General features: G+C 44.0%; 16 protein-coding genes. 11 read left to right on the forward strand and 5 right to left on the reverse strand.

Annotated elements, in window-relative coordinates; translation table 11 throughout:
- The first annotated feature begins 7 nt into the window (after window positions 1-7).
- From VIM89_RS20960 to VIM89_RS20990, 7 genes are all read left to right on the forward strand, one after another.
- Window positions 8-3169, forward strand: coding sequence for a SusC/RagA family TonB-linked outer membrane protein (locus VIM89_RS20960; RefSeq protein WP_488158137.1), 3162 nt, complete (start codon window positions 8-10; stop codon window positions 3167-3169).
- 21 nt (window positions 3170-3190) lie between these two features.
- Complete coding sequence (locus VIM89_RS20965) at window positions 3191-4822, forward strand: RagB/SusD family nutrient uptake outer membrane protein (protein WP_488158138.1); 1632 nt, start codon at window positions 3191-3193, stop codon at window positions 4820-4822.
- A gap of 22 nt (window positions 4823-4844) precedes the next feature.
- On the forward strand, window positions 4845-5954 hold the full coding sequence (locus VIM89_RS20970; protein ID WP_488158139.1) for a SusE domain-containing protein: 1110 nt from the start codon (window positions 4845-4847) through the stop codon (window positions 5952-5954).
- A gap of 61 nt (window positions 5955-6015) precedes the next feature.
- Complete coding sequence (locus VIM89_RS20975; protein ID WP_488158140.1) at window positions 6016-7224, forward strand: glycoside hydrolase family 76 protein; 1209 nt, start codon at window positions 6016-6018, stop codon at window positions 7222-7224.
- A gap of 4 nt (window positions 7225-7228) precedes the next feature.
- Window positions 7229-9619 (forward strand): GH92 family glycosyl hydrolase, encoded by a 2391-nt coding sequence (locus tag VIM89_RS20980; RefSeq protein ID WP_488158141.1) that lies wholly within the window; start codon window positions 7229-7231, stop codon window positions 9617-9619.
- A gap of 21 nt (window positions 9620-9640) precedes the next feature.
- Window positions 9641-10831, forward strand: a complete 1191-nt coding sequence (locus tag VIM89_RS20985) for a glycoside hydrolase family 76 protein (RefSeq protein WP_488158142.1) — start codon at window positions 9641-9643, stop codon at window positions 10829-10831.
- An 88-nt stretch (window positions 10832-10919) separates the two neighbouring features.
- On the forward strand, window positions 10920-12146 hold the full coding sequence (locus VIM89_RS20990; protein ID WP_488158143.1) for a glycoside hydrolase family 76 protein: 1227 nt from the start codon (window positions 10920-10922) through the stop codon (window positions 12144-12146).
- Between the two features lie 104 nt (window positions 12147-12250).
- On the opposite strand, the gene VIM89_RS20995 is transcribed toward VIM89_RS20990, so the two are convergent.
- Entirely contained in the window at window positions 12251-12673 is a 423-nt protein-coding gene (locus VIM89_RS20995; protein WP_488158144.1) for a DUF1810 domain-containing protein, read from the reverse strand.
- Between the two features lie 240 nt (window positions 12674-12913).
- Here VIM89_RS20995 and VIM89_RS21000 point away from each other — a divergent pair, with 240 nt between their 5' ends.
- Together VIM89_RS21000 and VIM89_RS21005 are read left to right on the forward strand one after the other, a co-directional pair.
- Complete coding sequence (locus tag VIM89_RS21000) at window positions 12914-13588, forward strand: cytochrome b/b6 domain-containing protein (protein WP_488158145.1); 675 nt, start codon at window positions 12914-12916, stop codon at window positions 13586-13588.
- Window positions 13589-13662: 74 nt separating this feature from the next.
- On the forward strand, window positions 13663-14754 hold the full coding sequence (locus VIM89_RS21005; RefSeq protein WP_488158146.1) for a YncE family protein: 1092 nt from the start codon (window positions 13663-13665) through the stop codon (window positions 14752-14754).
- A gap of 74 nt (window positions 14755-14828) precedes the next feature.
- Here the strand turns inward: VIM89_RS21005 and VIM89_RS21010 are convergent, their stop codons facing one another.
- The gene (locus VIM89_RS21010; RefSeq protein WP_488158147.1) at window positions 14829-16775 is read right to left on the reverse strand and encodes a glycoside hydrolase family 3 protein; all 1947 of its coding nucleotides are present in this window, start codon (window positions 16773-16775) and stop codon (window positions 14829-14831) included.
- Window positions 16776-16911: 136 nt separating this feature from the next.
- On the opposite strand from VIM89_RS21010, the gene VIM89_RS21015 reads away from it, so the two are divergent.
- Both VIM89_RS21015 and VIM89_RS21020 read left to right on the forward strand, forming a co-directional pair.
- A complete protein-coding gene (locus VIM89_RS21015) occupies window positions 16912-17691 on the forward strand; it encodes an NUDIX hydrolase (RefSeq protein ID WP_488158148.1) in 780 nt (259 codons plus the stop codon).
- 56 nt (window positions 17692-17747) lie between these two features.
- Window positions 17748-18158, forward strand: a complete 411-nt coding sequence (locus VIM89_RS21020; RefSeq protein WP_488158149.1) for a Dabb family protein — start codon at window positions 17748-17750, stop codon at window positions 18156-18158.
- Here VIM89_RS21020 and VIM89_RS21025 read toward each other — a convergent pair.
- The 3 genes from VIM89_RS21025 to VIM89_RS21035 are packed head-to-tail and all read right to left on the reverse strand — an operon-like array spanning window position 18155 to window position 21200.
- A complete protein-coding gene (locus tag VIM89_RS21025; protein WP_488158150.1) occupies window positions 18155-19681 on the reverse strand; it encodes an FAD-dependent oxidoreductase in 1527 nt (508 codons plus the stop codon). The genes VIM89_RS21020 and VIM89_RS21025 overlap by 4 nt on opposite strands.
- 12 nt (window positions 19682-19693) lie before the next feature.
- Window positions 19694-20071: a hypothetical protein gene (locus VIM89_RS21030; RefSeq protein WP_488158151.1), complete on the reverse strand. Its 378-nt coding sequence runs from the start codon at window positions 20069-20071 to the stop codon at window positions 19694-19696.
- A 1-nt stretch (window position 20072) separates the two neighbouring features.
- Window positions 20073-21200 carry an acyltransferase family protein gene (locus VIM89_RS21035; RefSeq protein ID WP_488158152.1) on the reverse strand — a complete coding sequence of 376 codons (1128 nt, stop codon included), beginning with the start codon at window positions 21198-21200 and terminating at the stop codon, window positions 20073-20075.
- Window positions 21201-21245 lie beyond the last annotated feature (45 nt).

The following is a 21245-nucleotide window of genomic DNA, read 5'->3' on the forward strand; positions in this document are numbered from 1 at the left end:
AATTACTATGAGAATTAAATTATTACTCAACCTGGGAAAACTTGGATGGCGATACAGCCGGATCATTCCGCTGTTGCTGCTGGCCTCCTGGTTTGCTCCCGTTTATGCCGCGGGCAATACCAGGGAAACAAATTCATTTGTTCAAACCAATATCTCGATCTCCGGCCAGGTGACGGACGAGCGTGGACAGCCAATGCCTGGCGTTTCCGTTCTGGTTATCGGAACGAACATCGGGACAGTTGCAGACGCAAACGGCAAATATGCTCTGAGTATTCCTGATAACCAGATCTCCGGCAAATTGCGGTTTTCCTTCATCGGTTACGTGAAACAAGAGGTTTCTATTGAAGGCAAACTGGTCATCAATGTAACCCTGCAGCCTGAGCCTAACAATGTGCTCAACGAAGTCGTGGTTGTTGGTTACGGTACGCAGAAAAGAGCCACTGTCAATGGATCATTGAACACCGTGGGTGCCAAGGACATCGGCGACAAGCCCGTTTTGAATGCGTACCAGGCCCTGCAGGGTGAGTCACCCAACCTTATTATTCAACAGCCGACTCTTGATCCGGGTGCTAATGTGAATATCAACATACGGGGTATTGCGACATTAGGAAACAACAATCCTTTACTCGTTATCGATGGTATCGTGTCCCAAGATATAAATGACATGAATCTGCTCAATCCTAATGATATCGCGAATGTTACGGTCCTTAAGGACGCGGGCTCTGCGGCTATCTACGGCTCAAGAGGTGCGAACGGTGTTATTTTGGTAACTACCAAAGCAGGTAAATTCAATCAAAAAGCGACATTGACCTATAATGGCAGCTACGGTTGGCAAGTACCTGATGTTTTGGTGCACAAGGTGAGTGGAGCGGATAACGCTTATTACCGGAATGAGGCGTTAGAAAATTCTGGTTTGCCGCCAGCCTATACGCCCGAACAGATCCAGCAATTGCAGCAACAGGGTAATGGTACCTGGGATATCCAGCATTTATTATATGATGCGCCTTTGCAAACCCAGAATGTTAGTATCAGCGGCGGCGGTGCTACAAACAGTTACTTTATCTCAGGTGGTTACCAGGATCAAATGAGTAATTTCATCGGTAACGGCGGACAAGGTAGCGACTTCGGTTACCAAAAATATAATTTCCGGTTAAACCAGACCAGCGTTATTGGCAACTTCAAGTTCAATGGCATACTGGAATATACCAAGACCAGGAACAAGACCAACACCGTAGGTGATAACAATATCATTGCTGACGCTAATCGCGTACCCGCTAACTATAGTTGGACGGACGCACAGGGTAATTTTCTAACCAACACGGTAGCTTCCCAATATAATGAATACGGCGTACTTAAACAAGGCGGCTGGAACCAGGCTGATAACGACCGTATCTTTGGAAATCTGAACGGTACGCTCACCATCACCAAAGACTTGAAACTAACCGGAGTGTTTGGTGGGACTATTCAAAATAATGGTAACTTTTTCAGGAGAACGCAAGTTAATTATATACCTGCAGGAGTGTACGGTAATGACCTGACGACATTTGATAACAACGCCAAATCAAATGCATTCAATACACAAGTATATGCCTCTTACGACCATACCTTTCACCACGACCATAACTTCAGCGCAACATTAGGTGTCTCCAGTGAAAATTATTATGAACGGGGCTTCCAGCTGCAGAAGACGCTTACAGACCCTACATTCGGTACTGCGACTACAGGTACACAGATCGATCAGACAAATTCTTATAATAGCCTCGCTGTTGATGCCAATAGTCTTTTATCTGCATTCGGTCGCGTAAACTATAACTATAAAGGCAGATATTTTCTTGATTTCGTATTCCGCGATGATGCGTCTTCAAAATTTGCAAAAGGGCATCGTAATGGATTTTTCCCTTCTGTAAATACAGGATGGCTGATCTCAGATGAGCCATTTATGGAAAATCTGAGAAATACGATTAATAATTTAAAGCTTAGAGCTACTTATGGTGTGGTGGGTAATAATCAGACCGCCCGGGATTATTCGTATCAAACCCTCTATTTTAATTATCCGGCCGCTTACGGCTTTAATAATGTGCTTCAGGGAGGTGCCGGAAGAACTCTTTCAAATGCGGCTCTCACATGGGAGAGAGCCGCTACGTTTAACGTAGGCGCTGATTTCGGATTCTTCAACAATTCATTAACCGGCTCGGTTGATTATTTCAATAAAGTTACAAGTGACATCGAACAGCCGCCGTTAAATGTTCCAGCCTTATTTGGGGCTCTGCCACCGGTAGAAAATGTTGCTAAAGTAAGGGACCAGGGATGGGAGCTCGAACTGACGTATCACCTAAAGACCGGCAAGGTCACACAAAGCTTTAGCGCCAATGTTGCCAATACAAAAAATACGCTTCTGCAACTGACCGGAAATACCCAGCAATTTACCTATCAGCAGGACGTATGGCAGCTGATCCGGGCAGTTGGGCACCCAATAACGGAGTACTATGGTTATGAAACCAATGGTTTTTATCAAAACTCAAGTGATGTAAACTCATACCCGCACCCTGCCGGAACCACGGTTGGTGTTGGAGACCTGAAATTTAAGGATCTGAACGGTGATGGCAAGATCGACGCGAAAGACCAAACATTTATCGGCGACCCATTCCCGCACTACACATTCGGCTTTACTTACCGGATCGCCTATGCAGGGTTTGACCTGACGGCTTTCATCCAGGGTGTTGGCAAAAGAACCGAGTTCCTCCGTGGTGAGTTGGTTGAGCCTTTCCACTATGACTATGGTCAAACCTTATATGAGCATCAGCTTGATTTCTGGACGCCTGAAAATACGGATGCCCGTTTCCCAAGACTGGCAACTATCGGCTCAGCATCGAATACGAATAACTGGAGGACAGGATCTAACCTGTACGCCTTTAATGCTGCTTATATCAGGCTAAAGAATGTAAACCTTGGCTATACGTTGCCAACGGCTTTGACACAGAAGATAGGTATTCAAAAATTGCGCGTATCAGTAATAGGTCAGAATATCCTAACGCTATCTAAACTAAATTTTATCGATCCTGAGACTACAGAGTTTGATAATAATTTAAGCGGATCGGATGCTTCGAACAGCGCGAGGGCCTACCTGATGCCGAAATTTTACGGGATGGGCCTTGATGTAACCTTTTAATAATATCAATCAGAAATTATCATGAAAATATTTAGAAATATTTTGATCATATCCCTGGCTGCCATGCTAGCCTTCGGATGCAAAAAGCTGGACATCGCGCCAAATGATCAGTATTCGAGCTTAAACTTTTGGACAACCAGCGCCAACGTTTACAACGCTTTGAATAATAACTATAGCCTGATGTACAACAGTAACCTTTATTTCAATCTGGAAGGAACCTCAGATAATGCATACTCCGCTAATAATAGCGATCTGTTACTGATCGCCAGCGGTACTGCGAATTCGCAGACACAAGAATTCCTTAGTGATTGGACAACTTATTACTCGGCAATAAAATCCTGCAACGAGTTTTTGGCGTTTGTCGATCAGAATAAAACTTTAGATGCAGCTTCACTTGCCCGTGTGAAGGCAGAGGTACGGTTTATCAGGGCCTTTGAAGACTTTAACCTTACCAAATGGTATGGCGATGTACCACTGATCAACGATAATATCACCGAGGACCAGTCAAAAAATGTAGCCAGGACACCGCAGGCACAGATTTACGCATTTATCGTAAGTGAAATGGATGCTATCGCTTCAGCATTACCTTCTAAAGATCAATTGAGCGCCGCAGAAAATGGCAGGATCACCAAAGGCGCTGCGCTGGCTTTGAAAGCAAGGGTACTGCTTTACCAAAGCAAGTGGGCGGACGTTGTTACAACCTGTGAAGCATTGATGGGAGGCACTAACGGATCATATTCCCTGGCGCCTAACTATGAAAATCTGTTCAATAATCCGGCTACGAACAAGACGAATAACGAATCGATCCTTTCATTGCAATACGTTCCGGCAACTACCCGGACCTGGACAAATTATTGGGATTTTGCGCCAAGATCTGTCGGCGGCCGTGTAAGCGCTTTAGCACCAACACAGGAATTAGTGAATGACTATATCATGCTCAATGGCGATAGCATCACGCAGGCAGGTTCAGGTTATAATGAAGCCAATCCTTATGTGAACCGCGACCCCCGGTTAACTGCAACTGTTGTTTATGATGGTTATCAATGGAACAACGAGGGAAGCGTTAACGGACCCAGCAAAACCATTTATATCAAACCAGGAACAGACCCTGTGCAGCCGGGACTGGATGAATATAGCAGAACATCAGAAAGCTCGTCTCCAACCGGTTATTACTGGAGAAAATATTTTGATCCGAGCGCTTTAGCTAACTATCAATCAGGAAATAATCTGCACCTGTTCCGCTATGCAGAGATATTGCTGGATTATGCGGAAGCAAAAAATGCCCTTGGCCAGATGGATGCCACGGTTTGGGGCCAGACCATTGGTGCGTTGCGCAGCAGAGCAGGGTTTACCGACCCGAATGCTGTGAATTACCCGGGTAATGCAGACATGACGGTCATCATTCGCCGCGAACGGAGGGTCGAGCTGGCCATGGAAGGACTGAGAACGGATGACCTCAGGAGGTGGAAATTGGCCAACACGGTTATGAATGGCTATGCGCATGGCGCCCAGTTTTCAGGCGATCCGTCAACGGATAACGGTTATATCCGCGCTCAAAAACGCAGCTTCAATCCGGCGCGTGATTATTTGTGGGCAATCCCGCTGAATGAACTGAATCTTGATAAAGCCCTAACCCAGAACCCTAATTATTGATAGCTAATTAAAAGATATGATCATGAAATCGATAATGAAATTCGCAATAGCGGCTCTTTTTGCCATCGTGCTGTTGCCGTCATGTAAGAAAGATTCTCATCCTTTGGATACCAATGTCAGCCCGGTATCGTCACTAACCGCACCAAACGACCAGGCGAGCTTTGACCTGAAAGCCGGAGGCGGGAACGTACAGTTTCAATGGGCAGCAGTGATGTCTGCAAACCCCGTGCTTTATGAAGTTTTATTCGATAAGGCGGGCGGTGATTTTAGCCACCCTATCTACAAGGCCCTTTCGGATGGCAAAGGTGTTCAGAACCAGGCCACGATCAGCCAGGATACTTTAAACCAGGTGGCCAAAGCTGCAGGTATAGCGCCGCTAAGCACTGGTACTTTGAAGTGGACGGTAATGGTTTCGCTGGCGTATAACGCCAAATTAAGCGCGCAATCCCGCACGATATCGGTTACAAGGCCGATCGAGCTACCTACTACGCTTTATATTACCGGATCCGCTACCGAAGGAGGCACGGATATGAGCAAGGCCATTGCAATGAAGCAGGCTTCTTTGGGCGTATTTGAAATATACACCTCTCTTCAGCCGGGTACTTATCAGTTTACGGACAGAGCCGATGGGACAGGAAACAAATATTACATCGATGGCCAGGGCAATTTGCAGGTCGGCAGTGCAACTACCATTGTCTCGGCTGCAAAAGCTGCTTACCGGATTACTGCCAATTTAAATACACTATCATCAAATGTTGTAAGTATCAGTGCAATCGGATTGTATATGTCGGCCTATAATTCAGAGATTGGTTCATTAAGCTATATCGGCAATGGAACCTGGGAAAATCCGAAAATCCCGGTTACCTTCTACCAATTTTCATGGGGAAGGGATCAGCGGTATAAATTTATCCTGCATACTTCAGCCGGCGATGAGTGGTGGGGCAGTACGAATGCCAACAATGTTGATCCTGCGGGCCAGCCTGCAAGTTATTTTTACCTGATACCGGTAACCAATGATCAGTGGAACAACACTTATAAATTTCCGGCAGAAGCCGATACGCATAATGTAAAAGTAGACGTCTACTTCCCGGGAACAGGTTCTTACACACATACAGCTACCGCATTTAATTAATTAGTAATATTGAAAACACGCCCGCAAATGACCAAAGCGGGCGTGTTTAATAACCATCTATATGAGAATGAAATTGTTGGCTCACTTTGCGATTCTGAGCATTTTATTGTTTTCCTGCGGAAAGGCGCATGTGACCCCCGTCCCAAATACTACTGATACTACAGGCAACCATGGTGGAACAACGCCACCGGTCACTTCGTCTTACCTTAACAATGCTAAAAGCACCCATAGTTTTATCTCAAATTTTTACTTGACTGCTTACGGCAGTTATCGTGTAAATACGACAACAAACACTACAGGTGCTTTTGAATGGTACAATGCCAGCCAGCTTTATGCAGACGCGGCGATGGTTGCAAACGGTGATCAATCCTATGTGGCAAGCATGAATAATACGTTTAATTGGTTGCAAAACTTATGGGATAAAAAAGATGTCAACGGCGGTTTTTTTGCAGCTGCAAACCTGGACGGTTCGGGGGCGGCAGGCGATAAATATGTCGATGATAATTCGCTTACCGGAATTACTTTTCTTGCAGCGTATGATGTTACTACTGGTGCCACTCAAACACAGTACCTGACGGCGGCTGAAAATTGTGCCAACTGGCTCATTAATAGTGGTCTTTGGGATTCCAATTTTGGCGGCGGTTTTTGGTGGAGCACCCAAAAGACGGTGAAACCAACACAGTCTAATGGTGTCGCCCTCCAATTATTCCTGCGTCTTTACCAGATCACGGGCAAGTCCGTATACCACGATTGGGCGGTGCAAATTAACACCTGGCTTAACAGTAAAATGTACGACAGCAGTACCGGTCTTTATTTCTGGCAGATCGAAAGTAACGGTACTTCAGATATGCAAAAGTTTACTTATGACAATGCAATCATGCTGGAAGCCGACTTGCTTTGGGCTAAAGCGATGAATGATAATACTTACACCGCTAAAGCCGAAGCTTTGGGCAACGCCATGATCAAGACATTGTACAACGGAACCTACAATGCTTTCATTTTTAATACGAATGACATCCGGCTCAATCCCTGTTATTGCGGTTGGGCGTCCCAGTCCTTTATACGTCTTTACGAAGCGGATGGGAACACCACCTGGCTAACTTATGCCAAAGCGAACGTCGACAAGATCAATGTCGTGCTGAAAAGTCCGGCGAATAATGGTTATTATCAATACGCTGGGTTGGATGGGGCAGGTAAATATAGTAATCAGGAAGGAGTGGATCAGGCCTGGATGCAGCGCGTGCAGGTACTATTATCAAAATACGAATAAACCTATGAAGATGCGATATAGCTCAAAAAATATTAAAGAAATAGTAAGGATTGTTTGCGCAGTCTTGATATTTATGCAGTTTTCAAGTTTGGGAACTGCGCAAAACTTAAGCAAATATGTTGATCCAAGGATCGGGTCAGCCAATAGCCGCTGGTTCTTTTTTACGCCTGCAGCTGTACCGGAAGGCATGGCTAAACTGGCGCCGTCAACCAATGGACATTATGGAAATGCCCAGGGTTGGGAAGTGGTTGGTTACGATCCCCGTCACCATTCCATTGAAGGCTTTGTCCATTTTCATGAATGGCAGGTAGGTGGCGTAAGCTTTATGCCAACCACCGGACCGCTGAAGGTACGTCCGGGAGGCTTGGATACTCCAGGCACCGGTTACCGTTCGAGATTTGATCATAAGAACGAAATAGCAATACCCGGCTACTACAAAGTGCTGCTTGACGATTACAATATTACAGCAGAGTTGACTGCCACAAAACGAGTAGGATTTCACAGGTATACATTCCCTAAAAGCGATGAGGCACACCTGATCTTTGATATCGGTCATGTGCAGGGGGAAAGCGGGCCGGTAAAAAATGCTGAAATTCATATGATCGATAAGACACATTTTGCCGGTTTTGTCGAAACTTATCCAAAATACGTTCAGAAGTACGACCCGAACGGTAAAGTATCGATGTTTATTTATGGTGAATTGAGCAAGGCACCTGTTAGCGTTGGCTCTTTTGTCGATAATACCATCCATGAAAATTCAACAAAGGAAAGTGGCCGCGGGGCAGGGTTGTTTCTAAATTATAAAACCAGTGAAGGCGAGAAAATCGAGATAAAAGTAGGCCTTTCTTATACATCAGAAGCGAATGCAAAACTCAACCTGGCTAAAGAAGCATCGACGCTAAGTTTTGACCAGGCGAAAGAGAAGGCAATCCAAAACTGGGAGACGGAGCTTGGAAAAATAAATGTTCAGAGCAAAAACGAGTCTGAAGTTGTAAAATTCTATACCGGCTTATATCATGCTCTGCTGGGACGTGGTGTTGCCAGTGATATTAACGGCGACTATCCTAAACATGGTGGTCAGATCGGGCACCTTAAACGCTCTCCGAGCGGAAAGTTATATAACTTCATCAATACCGATGCGATTTGGGGTGGATATTGGGATCTTACCCAATTGTGGTCCCTGGCATATCCGGATTTCTATGAAGATTTTATTCATACACAATTGCAGCTATATAGGGACAAGGGATGGTTTGGCGACGGTGTTGCAAACAGCGAATATGTATCAGGTGTAGGTACAAACTTCGTAGGGCTTGCTATTGCCGCGGCTTATCAGGCAGACATACGGGATTACGATGTTAATGAAGCATATAGGGCGGTTCGTGCCAATGAGCTCGAATGGCGCAACAGGAAGTTCGGTTCAGGGAAAATGGATGTGAAAGCCTTCGTAAAATACGGATATGTGCCTTTTCTTGAATACAAGGGTGGTGATTTTATAACGGATTCTACTGGTTCTGATTTTTCTGCATCGCATACACTGGAGTATAGTTTCAGTGCTTTTGCCGCGGCACAAATGGCCAGGTCATTGGGCAAAATGGCTGACTATAAAAAGTTCATCAAATATTCCAATGGCTGGCGCCTGCTTTACAACCCGGAGAATAAATTGATCGAGCCGAAAACAGCCGACGGAAAATTCATCGACAAATTTGATCCGTATGCACCATGGCGCGGTTACCAGGAGGGAAACGCTGTTCAGTACACGCTATTTGTTCCGCAGAATCCTGCTGCATTGATCTCGCTGCAAGGCAAGGATTATTTTAATACGCACCTGAATGACATCTTTGAAAAATCGAAAGACGAAGGTTTCGGAGGCGGTAAAACCATTGATGCGTTTGCTGGTGTTAGTTCGATCTATAATCACGGTAATGAGCCATGTCTGCATATTAGCTGGCTGTTCAACTTCTCGGGCAGCCCATGGCTTACGCAGAAATGGACACGCGAAATTTGCAATGGCTTTTACGGCAATGATCCTATCCACGGCTATGGTTATGGCCAGGATGAGGACCAGGGCCAGATGGGCGGCTGGTATGTAATGACCGCACTGGGTCTATTTGATGTGAAGGGATTTACAGACTATCAGCCGATCGTCGAATTTGGCAGTCCATTCTTTGACAGCGTGAGCATCAAACTCAGCAACGGCAAGCATTTAACAATAAGCACCAGGAACAATTCATCGCAGGACATTTATGTTCAATCGGCAACATTCAACGGTTCGAAACTGGAAAATAGCTGGATGCTGCGAAGCAAGCTTATGAACGGCGGGTACTTAAACTTTGTAATGGGTAAAGAACCAAATAAAAAATGGGGTGTGAAAAGCCTGCCTCCTTCAAATCAATAATATCAGTTAACAATCTTACAAATGAAAAATAATAAATACCTAGGTCATATTTCATTAGCGCTGGCTTTGTTTGTTGCATTCTCCGCATCCGCTATAGCGCAAAGCCTCACGGACCGCAAAACTTGTTTGCAACGATCTCAGGTTATGTACCACCAGATTTGGGATCATTACAGAGTGAAGAAATACCCTGGACTTTTCCTGGAATATTTTCCAAAGGATACCTCCGGCAAGGTGGACTATGTGGAAGGCAGCGCGGTTAAAGTTAAAGAAGTAAGCTTTTTGTGGCCATTTTCGGGCATGATGTCGGCAACCAACGCACTTCTGCATAATCCTGATGTGCGTCATGAATACTTGCCATTGCTTGACTCTTTGGTTATCGGTATGGAAGCTTACAGAGATAATTCACGTACACCACCGGGCTACCAGGCTTATCCACCAGTGATGGAAAAATCGGACCGTTATTATGACGACAACGGCCTGGTGGGAATCGAATATGCAGAAGCCTATCTGAATACTAAAAGACCGGAATACCTGGAGAGGGCCAAAATTGCTTTTAAATTCATCACTAGTGGTTGGTCCGACGAATTGGGTGGCGGCGTGTATTGGGTCGAAGGTCATCATGACCAAAAGCCTGCCTGCAGTAATGGCATGGCGCTGTTGGTTGCCCTAAAACTGTATGAAGCAACTTCAGACAAAACTTACCTGGATTGGGGTAAACGTTTTTATAACTGGATGCTAATCAATCTAAAAGCACCAAACGGTCTGTACTATAACGATAGAAAGGTGAAGGATGGAACTATCAATCCAACCTTTTGGACCTATAATACTGGTTCAGTAATCGAGGCGGCCGTTCTTTTATACCGGTTCACTAAGGAGACGAAATATCTGCAGGAAGCGCAGCACGCGGCAAAATCAGCATTCGATTATTACAGTAGTCAGCAGCATGATTCAAAGTTGACTATGAAGATCGATCTGCCGTGGTTTGTAACGGTGTTGTTCAGGGGGTATGAAGCATTATACAAAATTGATAAGAATACAAAATATATTGATGCTATACACCACGACCTGGACTATGCGTGGCAGAACAGTCGTGATGCAAATGGATTTGTGTCGCATGATTGGACGGCCAGCAAGGTTGAAATAGCAAAGCATAAATGGTTGATGGATGAGGATTGCATAGCAGAGTTATATGCAAGGTTGAGTGAGATTTAAGTAAATAGAATAGGTGGCGTGTTTGGGAATGTTATTGAATTTAAAATGTATATACATTATAACAAATAAATTCTAATTAAAAACCGTTATGAAGCCAAATTATCTACTCAGAGAATCGACAATTTTGATCGGGGTACTGATCTTGTCGGCATGTCACAAGGAACAGGTTAACAAGACACAGAATGGAAACATTACTGTGTCAAAAATGCGAAACCTGAACTCGGGTTCTGCTTACTATACTAAAGCAGAAAACACGCACAATTTTATTGTTGGTAACATTTTATCCCCATATTTCAGTTGCAGGGGAAACACAACCACCGAAGCCAACAGCGCTTATGAATGGTACAACACCAGCCAGATCTACGCAGACGCTGCGGCGGTCAATCCGACCTATGGGAACGACGCGCGGTTCCGCTCATGGATGGATAGTACCTACAACTGGATGTACCATATGTGGGACTTTGGATCAAGTATTGGCGGTTATTTTTCGACCGCCAACCTTGACGGTTCCGGTGCCGGTGGCGACAAATATGTCGACGATGCCGGGGTAACCATCAATGCTTATCTTGATGCATACGCGGTTACTTCCGGAACGACCAAATCCAATTACCTGGCCTCTGCCCAGTCCGTTGCGAACTGGATGATGAACAGCGGACTATGGACCACAACTACGGATGGCGGTGGTTTTTATCAGAGAACCGGCACGGGCGCAGTGAAGCCTACTCAAACAAACGGGCTTGCTGTTCAGGCATTCCTCCGGCTTTACCAGATCACCGGGCAAGCCTACTATAAGAGTTGGGCGCAGTCTGTTATGAGCTGGCTCGAAAGCAACCTATATGATAGCACGTCAGGGTTGTATGATTGGGAGTTTGATGCAAACGGCACAAAGCAAACTGTCCATTTTACCTATGATAATGCGATCATGGTTGAGGCGGATCTACTATACGCGTCGATTTTAGGGGATAACAGTTACGTCACCAAAGCGCAAAATCTTGGTATTGCCATGAACACGACCCTTTGGAACAGCACACACCATGTTTATATTTTTAATACTACTGATCCGCGCGTCAACCCGGCATGGTGCGTATGGGGCTCTCAGGCCATGATCTGGCTCTACGAACGTGACGGAAACACAGCCTGGTTAGATTATGCACAGCAAAATATCGATTTCATCAATACGAATTTGCTAACGACCAGTAATAATGGTTATCACACCTTTTGCGATTTGAGTGGGGGCAGTGTAGATACAAGATACGAAGGAGTAGATCAGGCATGGATGGAAAGGACCCAGTTCATGCTATCGGCCTATCGTTAAGACACCCGCAGCATAATGAGTGCGGAGATTTACAGTTGATTAATGGGCGCCCCTTGTGAGATTGAGGGCGCCTTTTTGATTTAGTTTATAATAATAAATAAAACTTAAGCGCGACCGGAACTCAATAATTCTAATGTCCGACTATCCCTCTCGCTGCCATAAAATTTATCAAGCACCTGGCCGAACACCGGAAAAGTTACCGGAACAGCATCGAATAAGGTCATAGAAGATTTGAGCTTTAGGTCATCAGGACTGCCGAAGACAACATGCGGATCGTTTGTTTCCAGTTCAAGCAAAGCACGGCAAATGGTCACCAGGCGTAAACCGAGTTCAGTATCTAACAGGTAATCGGTAGCTTCCCTTATGTCTTTTATTGCGTAGTATGTTGAAGTCCTTGTCATACCCAAACCTGCTATCTGCGGAAAAATATACCACATCCAGTGGCTGCGTTTATGACCGCTTTTAATCTCGCTCAACGCAATATTGTAATCGTTTTCCTGTGCTGTTTTAAATCTTTCCAGTCCCATAAAGTAGTATATTATGTTTAACGTATGGTAGCTAACCTTATCCTTAAAATAACAAATACATGTTTCGGAGGTTTTAAATCTGTCAGAAGCTTCTCCGGTTGCGATAAGAATACCATCAAATGTTGCTGTTTTGTTTTATCTCTTGATAAAAGCTCCTGGTCGACTGATTATCCTCTTCGGTCTATTTCATTTTAATACTTTCCTGGTATGTTTTTTATTCGTGTCATTAAATTGAATGATATGGAACTAATAGCAACAGCCCCGGTTGCAGAAGCAGAAGCAATTCGGACTAAAAAATATTCATCCTCTATACGCCTTTGGCATTGGTTAAATGCAATTGTCATTACAGGTTCTTTATTGACAGTGTTAATCAATTCCACTGTAATGAAAGCATGGATCAACGCGTCATTAATAGCAGATAAACTGAAAGAAAAAGGAGTCGGGATATCAGAAGATCAGGCCAGATCAGTTGCATTTGCTTTAAGTGATAAAGTATGGGCAATACATATCTACCTGGGCTACGCACTGACTGGCCTGTTCTTATTCAGAATTATACTCGAGTTTTTTGAACTTGCAGATCAGAAATTGATTCGAAAGATCAAAGTCGCCAAACAATCATTTTTATCCAGACAGGAAGACAGGATTTCTTCCAGAAATGAAATGTTTATCAAAACACTTTATGCTGTGTTTTATGTTTTGCTGATGGTAATGGTGATAACCGGTTTGTGCCTGGCTTTCAGGGACAGCATACCCGCTCTCAGGAAAATGCATTTCATTAAGGAAATACATGGGTTCACAATGTATCTTATCATCGGTTTTATCACAGTGCATGTGGTTGGAGTCGTGATTGGTGAAAAAAAGCGCCACAAGGGAATCGTGTCTGATATGATCAACGGCGGACAAATGCCTGAATAAATAGGTTACAAAACATTTTAATATTTCACAAATTTGTAATAAGATCACCCCCCACACTTAATTCACCTCAAATCATGAAAAATAGAAGGCACCTTTTATTGGGACTAATCTCCGCAACAGCATTAAGCTTCTCAACAATTGCATGTTCAGCCCAATCGACTCCGAAGAATGCCTTACTGGCATTGTCTAAAACGGATCACACATTGGCTATCGTCGATCCTGCTACTTTGAAAGTAATAGCGAAGATGCCTGTAGGGACTGATCCCCATGAGGTAATAGCATCATCTGATGGCAAGACGGCCTATGTTACTATTTATGGCGGAGGTTCATTACACGAGATCGATGTTCTCGATCTTGTTAATCAAAAGGCATTGCCAAGTATAGACACCAAACCTTTTTTCGGGCCGCATGGTATTACGTTTGTCGCCGGGAAAGTGTGGTTTACTGCAGAAGGTTCTAAAGCTGTTGCCCGGTTTGATCCGGCGACAAAGCAATTTGATTGGGCAATGGGGACAGGACAGGATAGGACGCATATGATCTATGTAACCCCTGACGCTAACAGGGTGTATACCACCAACGTAAGTTCCGGAACAGTAAGTATATTGGTAGATACGCTAATGCAATTTGGAGGTCCGCCGCCGGGGGGTAACCCACCAGCCGGAGTAACGCCACCAGCAGGTGGTTCGCCGTCAGGCTTTAGACCACAACCCCGTAAAGATTGGGTGCAAACGGTTATTCCGGTTTCAAGAGGTTCGGAAGGGTTTGATGTATCACCTGATGGCAAGCAATTATGGACCGCAGCTGCGGATGACGGAACAATTGCTGTAATCGATCTGGCCACCAAAAAAGTAGTAGACAAGATCGATGCAAAGGTTGTAGGAGCAAACCGTCTGCAGTTTACGCCTGATGGTAAGATGGTACTTATCTCGAGTCTTAGAAACGGCGATATAGTAGTATACGATGCAGCATCCCGCAAGGAAATGAAGAAAGTGAATATTGGCCACGGCGCGGCTGGTATTCTGATGGACCCGAACGGTTCGCGCGCGTTTATAGGCTGTACCGGTGATAATTATGTAGCGGTTATTGATTTAAAGAAGCTGCAAGTTACCGGACATATTGATGTAGGTGGTGGCCCTGATGGTTTGGCGTGGGCAGTTCAACAATAATCGCTATCGATATAAAAAAGCAAAGCCTCATTCTGAAAAGATGAGGCTTTGTTGGTTAATGTGTGTGTGATTTTTTAATAGCTCAAGCCAGCACCGAATTTGTATAGCGGGTCTTTTGAGTCATAAGGCATATCTTCTTTCTGATTTCGTACAGCATCCATTGACGATGGCATTTCGATAGGCAAATGGCCTTGTGGCTTGTATTTGCCAAATACTACGTCCAGTAATGCGGCATCGCTTGCGCCAAAATTGGCGATTAACGCTTTAGCATTTTGGTTAATCTCTGGTATTACAGCCGGACGATCAAGATAAATATCAACTACAGTAGGCACGGTTTTTTCCAGGTTAAGAACCTCCTGTAATTGTTGACCTTTAAAATCAAGGTCGCCGAAGTGGAACAATTGCGCAATGAAGTTGCCTTTTGCTTCCTCAATTGGATAGTTAGGGGTCTGCAGTCTGATGATCGCAATATCGGCCTGCTTTGGATCGCTTACAACAGTACCATATTCAGCTGCAACTTTAGGATTGATATTTTTGATATAGATTTTTAGCTTGTTGGGAGCTAATGGCAGCGTATGATTATCATTTTTCAACAAGGTCAATGATTTACGCATCGCATCCTGACCTGCTTTCATAAAGTCGGCATTACCAACAATGTCTCCGGCTTTCTTCTCGTCTACAAAAGGATTATCAAACAAGCCCAGCTCAAATTTCAGACGAAGTAACCTTGTAATGGATTCATCTATTCGTTTTTCACTCAGTTTACCTTCTTTCACTAGTTTTACGATCACATCAGGCAGGTTTTCTCCACCCAGCTGATCCACCCCCGCATCAATAATGCGTTGAACGCGTTCTTCAGTATTCAGTTTTTCAACACCCCACGCTCTTGCAACGAAATTGAAGTTCCCCAATTTAGTATCAGATACCAGTCCCCAATCAGTACAAACCACGCCATCGTAGTGATATTTTTTGCGGAGCAATTCGGTGATGATAGCTTTGTTATAAGAAAAACCGACCTCTGGTACATTTGGCTGACCCATCGGTACGCCATAATAAGGCATAATAGCTGCAGTGCCAGCTTTAAAAGCCGCTTCAAACGGAATAAGATGATACTTGAAATTATTTCCCGGATAAACCTGGCCCTTCTGGAAAGCAAAGTGCGGATCAAGACCTTCTTTTTGTGGCCCGCCACCCGGAAAGTGTTTAGTCATCATAGCCACACTACTGGCACTAAGTTTTTCACCCTGGTAACCTTTAATGTATGCTGTTGCCATGCGGGATGATAACCCGGCATCTTCTCCAAACGTTCCGGAAATGCGCGGCCAGCGAGGCTCAGTTGCCAGGTCGACTTGCGGATGCAAACCCTGCCTGATACCCACTGCTAAATATTCCTGCCGCGAGATATCAGCAAACTTTTGTGTTTCCTTTTCATCACCAATGGCAGCCAGGCCAAGCGGATCAGGCCACATAGAAAAGGTTTTAGCCGACATGGCAAAAATACCAGCACCACCCTGGTTACGCGGGTCGGATGCTATGGTAAGTGGAATACCCAGACGAGTTTTTTCGGCATATTGTTGCATGCGGTTGTACCATATAGCTAATGTGTCCGGTGCAGGAACAGCAAACAAATTAAAATGTGTGATATGCCGCAGATCCATTTCTTTTGTACCCACCGGTGACATACTCGACAGAAAATCTTTAGCCGGTTCTTCTTCAATCGTTCCATCTTTATTAACACGTACCGGAGAATAGAACATCATGCCCGCTTTTTCTTCGAGTGTCATTTGTTTAAGCAGGTCCTGAACACGCTTATCGACAGGCTGCTTAGGATCTTCATAAACATCCATTTTTCCGTTTTTATTTAAGTCGCGATAAGCAGCGCCATCATCGGAACGGATCAGTGTAGAATAGGAACGAACTGTATCCGGTATTTTGTTATTACCCCCGCGATTTGAGAAGGCAAATACCGCGACTAAAAGCCCGGCGCTTCCGGCATAAAGGAATGATTTTTTGATTGACATTGGTTTATAATTTGATTAGCATTTATTGGATTTGCAGTAAATTTCTTTCATTTATTAAAATTTAATAAATGAAGGTATGTAAATTTCTTGTACATTTATTAAAATCTAATAAATAATTTTTTTGAACTGCTTATTAATGGAAACGTTAAGTGAAGTAAAGCATTTTTTTACCGAGGGATACCTGGATCATCGCCCGGGACTAACCATAGATTGCGCCATTTTTGGTTATCATGAAGGTGTATTAAAATTGTTACTCGTAAAAAGCAAAGTAATAACCAAATGGTGCCTGCCCGGAGGCTTTGTAAGGAAAGATGAGAATCTGGATGAGGCAGCGGCTAGGATCACTGCCTGGCGAACCGGGATCGGAAATTTATTTTTGAAACAGTTTAAGACATTCGGAGATATAGGTCGAAACGATCATGGTGGGGCTTTTGATGAAAATAAATTTTATGAGCTGACCGGTATAAAGTTTGAAGAAGATAACTGGCTTTACGACGAAACGGTTTCGGTGGGATTTTATGCCATAACGGATATTGTAAATGCCCAGCCTACAGCAGATTTCTTTTCAAGCGAATGTGAATGGTTCCCAATAGATAAAATACCCAATTTAGCTTTCGATCATGACGAAATGGTGCGTGAAGCGCTGTTTGCTATGCGGATCGATTTATATCATTTCCCGATAGGTAAAAATCTGCTTCAACCTAAGTTTACACTTAAGGAAATTAAACTCTTGTATGAAGTTCTTTCTGGTAAGAAACTGAACCCGACAAATTTTCCAAATAAACTAATCGCGCTTGATCTGATATCCCGATTAGATGAGAAAAGAAATATAGGGGCACATCGTTCACCAACCTATTACAAATTCAACGAAGAAGTATATGAAAAGGCTTTGACGGAAGGGTTGGTGTTGGTTTAAAACAATGATGATAAATTCAATATTTTTCTTAAAATTGGATACCTATTGCATCCATCATGGACAAATCAAACAGAAGAAAATTTATCGCGACTACCGCTTCATTAGCTATTGGAACAGCAGCTGCGTCAGCCATGCCTTTAGCAGTTACTGAAAATAAATACCCCATTGTTCACCATGTATTTTTCTGGCTTAAAAATCCGGACTCGAAAGAAGACCGTGATAAGCTTGTAGCAGGAGTAAAGACATTGGCTAAAATTGAAACAGTGCGCGAATTGCGTGTGGGCATTGTAGCTGATACCGAAAAACGCGACGTGGTTGATAAAAGCTGGGCGGTGTCCGAACTTATGTTTTTCAGCGACCTGGCGGGACAGGCAGCTTATCAGAATCATCCCGTTCACTTGGAATTTATCAAAAACTGCAGTCACTTATGGGAAAAAGTGATAGTGTATGACGCAGTAGACGCTTAAGCGTTTTTTTGTTTTAAATGATCTGCTAACCGGATTGTAAGGGCAACTAAAGTCAGGGTAGGATTTGGTGCTCCGGCTGTGGCGTAACATGCTGCGCCTGCAACAAACAGATTGTCGATGCCATGAACTTTACAGTTAGCATCAACCACGCCCTGTTTAGGGTCATCGTTCATTCGGGTTGTACCCATATGGTGCCATCCGCCGCCGGTAAATTCAGGCCAGGAGTTGTCGTTTTCATCACGCAGGTACTCCATTAATCGTACACGGCCTTTATCGGTTATACCTAATTCGGTACCTATCAATTTATAAATTTCGCGGATACTTCTTTTTTCCAGTGGTGTGAGTACCCAATGAAGCATTGCACGCGGCATGCCCAAGGTATCAACCTCAGTATCTAATGTAACGCGACTATCTGGATTGGGAGCTTGTTCTATACGGGTAAAAAGCTGATAAGCGTCATGACTATGTTCAGATAATGCTTTCTTTTCTGCTTCATCAAATTTCGACATGTTTTTCTTGCGCTGCGCTGTATCAGCGGTCCACATATCGATAAAGGCAGGTTGTTTCCGGGCAACTTCCAATGGAGTGAAAGAAGCAGTACCGTTCAAAATTTTTAGTTCGCGCTGTTTTTCGGCACTGATCGCTAATTCGGCACGGGCTTTAGTTTTTCCAAAATCTATGGCATACAATTTTAAAGCTTCGGGCTTGGTGAGCCACAGTTCGGCCGATTTAATTTCGATATGCTCCATAAAATAACGTCCCACAAGGTCGTTATCATTGCCTAACCCTCGTTTAGCCTGTTTATTAGAAGCGAGCAGTAAACGTGCGTTTTGGATAGAACAACAGGCGAGTACAAAGCGCTTTGCCTTGACCGTATGCGTTTTGCCTGCAAAATTCTTAACCGTTACCTGTTGTATAGCTGAAGCATGTTCGTTTGCATCGATGTTTGTTACATTGGCATAAGTATACAAATGGATATTCGGTGCCTTAACAATGATGTCCTTATACTTTGTGCCGAAGCGTGTAGGCGGACTGAACTGCCACATTTTGTTATATACATTGGCATGATTGAATGGTAGCGAATCAAGCTTTGGGTCTTTTTCAATCCAATAGGTGTCCTGGTACTCGTAGGGCCCGAGGTCGAGGTTTTTGTGGGCGCGGGCATAGTAAGGATCAAGATCAGAATGTTTAATAGGCCAGCCACTGTGGGGCACCCAATCCCGTTTTTCAAAATCTATCGGATCAAGCGTAGAACAAAAGCCTGCCCAATGCCCGGTTGTGCCGCCAAAGTAATGCAGACGTGCCGATTCTAACGGAAAGTAACGTTGGCCAGTTGTTTTTCCCCTGTATAAATCCTGCATCTGTGACTCATACTCGAATCCGCCGCCTTCCAGCAGAATTACTTTATGTTGCGTATTCAAAAACTCCAGTGCCAGACTAATACCCGCAGCGCCAGCGCCGATAATGCATAGATCACCTTCTATTAATGAGTTGTCGGGTAATTGCCGGGCGTCTATATGCATAGTTAGTATAACTTAGGCGTTTAAAATGGAGTATAAAGCGCATTGACGGGCTTCGGTAACAGAAAGTACCCAACCCGCAGCGGTCACCGTTTTGCCGGTTTTAAAATCATCTAAAACACGATCATCAAGGTGTTTCTCGATGACCGACTTGTCCAGCGACGTTTTAGCGCCAACAAGCAGGTTGCTTAGAACAATTTTATCACTCTCTTTTGGAAACTTTTTGCGATAACTGATTCCCGCTTCTGTAATAGTCTTTTTATCTGCCAGTTTTGAGAACAGAAAAGGCCGCGATGCAATTCTTTCCGGTGACGGTGCACAACCTTCTGAAAAAGGTAATGTCAGCGCCAAAGCGGTGTAGGCCGATAAATGCAGGAACGTTCTTCTTTGCATATTAAACACGTAAGAAAACCTTCTTTTTATACATGAAATATAAAAACAGCCACTTGATAAATACAAAGCATATTGCTCCAACTACTAACTTGTAAGGATCGTTGAAGAAATACAGCAGCCAGTTGAAAAAACCTTTAGTTGCATATTCCCAATCAATAAATCTTCCTGAAATATAAATAAGGATAGAGTTCATGCCGATAACCTTGAAAAAGAAGGCCCATTTCTGATAGCCCAATACGTCGATCACATAATAAAATAATGCCATCAGCAATAAGCTCAATCCGCCGACATTTAGTACAAACGAGCTTGTCCAAAGGTTTTTGTTGATCGGAAAATCCAGGTTCCATACTTGCGCCAATACCAGGAAAATGATTCCGACTATAGCCATTCTCAAGGTTTTTTGCACCTGAGTAAGCGTTGTTTTCTTTAAGGTGATACCTGTCAGTATACCTAATAGTCCAGTGCTAATCGCGGGGATAGTGGAGAATAAACCTTCCGGGTCGTGTATCTTCAAATATAAGCGGCCGGGCAATATAGTCCTGTCCATGTAAGACGCGAAGTTACCTTGCATAGTCAGGTCGCCTGCCGGGAAGCCGGGAGCAGATGTGAATTTTAATAACAGCCAGTATCCAATGATCAGAGCCCAGAACCAGAATATCTGCCATTTTTCAACTGAATACAAGTAGATGATATTGGCAAACATATAAGCCAAACCAATACGCCCTAAAACTGAAGCGAAGCGTATCTCGGAGATCGGCTTAATATTTAAACCGTTATTATAGATCACGCCTAATAGAACCAGGATCAAACCTCTTTTAATGACTCTGATCAACAATTGCTGGCGCGATTTGCCTTTTTCCAGGTCGCGGCCTACTGAGAATGGGGTAGATACACCCGCCATGAACAGGAACAAAGGAAAGATCAGGTCATACAAGTGAAAACCGTTCCATGCGGGATGCGTCAGTTGGTTTGATATCGCCACAAACGGTCCCCATTTGGTAGCGTCAGCCAAGGCATGAAATATTTCCTCAGCGCCCATGATCCAAAACATGTCGAATCCGCGTAGCGCATCTAAAGAATAAAGACGGGTAGGTGTTTTCTGAAAATCGTCAGCCGGGTTTGCAGTCATAGTTTAATTGCGAAAAAAATGATTGAGTTAGGGTTATAAAAATAA

Source organism: Mucilaginibacter sp., from assembly GCF_036568825.1.
Taxonomy (GTDB): Bacteria; Bacteroidota; Bacteroidia; order Sphingobacteriales; family Sphingobacteriaceae; genus Mucilaginibacter.